3 protein-coding genes are annotated in these 2,686 nt (G+C 77.4%); 1 reads left to right on the top strand and 2 read right to left on the bottom strand.

What is annotated here, in order from left to right:
* Positions 1-453, bottom strand: a 453-nt coding sequence (locus AC5JLB_RS25510) for a hypothetical protein (RefSeq protein WP_495876638.1), incomplete at its 3' end; no start/stop codon positions are given.
* 215 nt (positions 454-668) lie between these two features.
* Between AC5JLB_RS25510 and AC5JLB_RS25505 the strand changes: the two genes are divergently transcribed.
* Positions 669-2,321 carry a hypothetical protein gene (locus AC5JLB_RS25505; RefSeq protein WP_495876637.1) on the top strand — a complete coding sequence of 551 codons (1,653 nt, stop codon included), beginning with the start codon at positions 669-671 and terminating at the stop codon, positions 2,319-2,321.
* 31 nt (positions 2,322-2,352) lie between these two features.
* Here AC5JLB_RS25505 and AC5JLB_RS25500 read toward each other — a convergent pair.
* Positions 2,353-2,686, bottom strand: a 334-nt coding sequence (locus AC5JLB_RS25500; RefSeq protein WP_495876636.1) for a hypothetical protein, incomplete at its 5' end; no start/stop codon positions are given.

Raw genomic sequence — 2,686 nt, 5'->3', positions numbered from 1 at the left:
GGCCCGCACCTCCTCGGGCCGCAGCACCACCGGGTTCTGCCGGTCCGGCTCCCTGAACAGCTCGCTGCGGGCCAGGACCTCGTCGCCACGGAGCTTGTCGGCCGAGAGCGGCTTCACCAGCGCCAGCAGCTCGACCTCGGCGTAGAGCTGGGAGAGGAACAGGCCGGAACCGTCGGCCCCGTCGGGGGTGGCGTCCAGCTCCACGAGCGTGGTCGGTGCCACGACCTCGCCGATGGCCCAGATGCCGACGACCCGCGACCGGTCGCCCGAGTAGAGGAAGCAGGGCTGGCCGGCGTCCATCAGCTCCGACCGATCGCTCGGCTCGAGCGGGAAGCGGAACACCTGGCCGTACTCGGCGAGGGTGGCCGCGACGTCGAAGCCGCCCGGGTCGGCCCGCAGCACCCACCCCCCGATCGGCGTCCCGTCGTCGGTTCGGAGCCGGTCGTCGCTCAACTGCTGCCTCCTTGGTCTGGGCCGTCGGTCGGCGCGCGAGTTCTAGCACCGGTCGCCCGAGCCGGGTGACCTGGCGCCGGCCCGGCGGCGGCGGCCGAGATCACCGGAAAGACCTCCGGATGCCCCGCCCGTCACCAGTGATGTGCTCCGCCGGGAGGAACGGCGGGGTCGACGGTTCAGATCGGCCCCGACCTGCCGAAGGGTGGCGGGTGGAGTTGACCGTCCTGCGAGCGCGCGCCGTCTGCGAGATCTGCTTCAGCAAGCTGCCGCCCCGCACCGAGGCGTGGTGGGACGAGGCGACTCGGCAGGCGACCTGCGTCACCTGCGAGCGCTACCAGCGCGCCACCCACCCCGACGTCGCCGTCGCCGCACCCGTGCCCAAGGCGGGTCCGCCGGCCGCCCCGACGCCGCCCGCGCCCGGCCCGGCCGCCGCTGCGGTGGACGCGGCGCCGCAGGTCCCGGGCGATCCGACGGCCCCGGGTCCCGTGGTGCCACCAGGCCAGGATCTCCGCGGGCGCTTCGCCCGGGCGCGGGACCGCCGGGTGGTGGCCGTGCCCCGCCCCGACGCCGCCGACGAGGCCGACCTCCCCGTGCGCGCACCCGAGCCCTCGCCGGCGACCGGTGCGGCGCTGCCGGAGCGGGAGCTCGCACCGGGCGGAGCCGGCACCGGTGCCCTGCCGGCCCGGAACGTGGAACGCGCACGCGGTGGCGGACGTCGCCGCCTGAACCGCCGGGACGCCGGCCCGGCGGCCGATGCGTCGCTGGCCACCGCCGCGCCGCCGGCGGCCGCCCCGTCCGCCGTCGGGTCGACCGACCCGCTGCCGCCGGAGACCGACCCGCTGCCGCCGGAGCCCCCGGTTCCGCCGGTGCCTCCGGTGCCGCCGGCGCCGAGCCCGCCGGACCGGCCCAGCCCCACGCCGCCGCCACCACCGCCGGGCCCGGACGCGCCGCCTCCGCCGCCCGTGGCACCCACCCCGGTCGACGCCGCGCCGCCCGCCCCGCCGGCCGGCGAGGGCACGGTGCCGGCCGAGCGTCCAGCCCCGGCCGAGGCGCCGACCGTCGCGACCGAGCCGCTCACGGTGCCGCCCGAGGTGCACCACCCGGCCCCGGCGCCCGCCGAGCTGGGCGAGGTGATCGCGTCGCCCGAGGACGAGCGTCGGGCGCGGTCCGTCACGTCCATCGTCGGGCGCCTGCGCTCGGGCGACGAGGGCGACGGCGCCGCCGCCGGCCCTGACGGCTTCGCCTTCGACCGCATCCTCGACGCCCCGGTGGTGCCTCCGGGCCTCGACCCCGACCTCACCCTGCCCCTCGATCGCGGGGACATGGGCGAGGGCCGCGTCGGCCAGACCCTCGAAGCGGCTCGCGTCCACCACCTCGAGGTGCTGCACGGTCTGCGCGTGTCCGCCGACGTCCCGCCGATCGACCACCTGGTCGTCGCCGTGAACGGGGTGTGGGTCGTCCACGCCGTGCCGGTGCTCGAGGGGCGCCTCGAGCGACGCGACCTCGGCGACTGGTTCAACGCCGACCCCCGGCTCCACATCGCCGACGTCGACCGCTCCGAGCTGGTGGCGATCGTCCGCAGCCAGGTCGAGGCGGTCACCACGGCGGTGGCCCAGACACCGTTCTCCGACATCCCCGTCCGTGGCGTGCTGTGCTTCGGCTCGATCCAACCGGGCTGGGTCAGCGACCCGTTCGTGCTCGACGGCATCTCGGTGACGTGGCGGCGCCGGCTGGTCGAGCCGATGCTCGCGCCGGTGCTGATCGACGTGAAGAGCCGCACCGCCCTGCTCCACGCGCTGGCCGGCGCCGTGGTGCCGGGGCAGGGCGCGGGCGCTCGGGGCGACACGACCCACAACGTCGCCGGCTGAGGCCTGCGCCGTCAGGCGGAGGCCTGCGCCGTCAGGCGGAGGCCGGCGGCCCGAGGAGATCGTCGGGCGCGTCGGCCGGGGGCGCGGTGATCTCCCACCGGCCCCGGTGCTTCTCGAAGCGCCACCACGATCCCGTACGAGCCAGCCGGAGCTGGAAGCCGGGCCCGGTGATGCGGTTGTTGTTGATCGTCAGGACCGAAGGCGACACGCCCGCCTCCTCGACCGCGGCGCGGGCGGCGGCCATGGTGGCGAGCGGCGGGCGCCACGGGGTCTCGGCGAGCACGGCCAGGCCGGCCTCGCCACCGTGCCGCCAGGCCAGGGCGCGGTGCGTCAGGTCGCTGCGCGGGCGCCCGTCCCGATCGGTG

This window comes from Myxacorys chilensis (assembly GCF_059505265.1).
The sequence above is the reverse complement of the archived record's forward strand: the minus strand, read 5'-3'. Positions and strand labels throughout refer to the sequence as shown.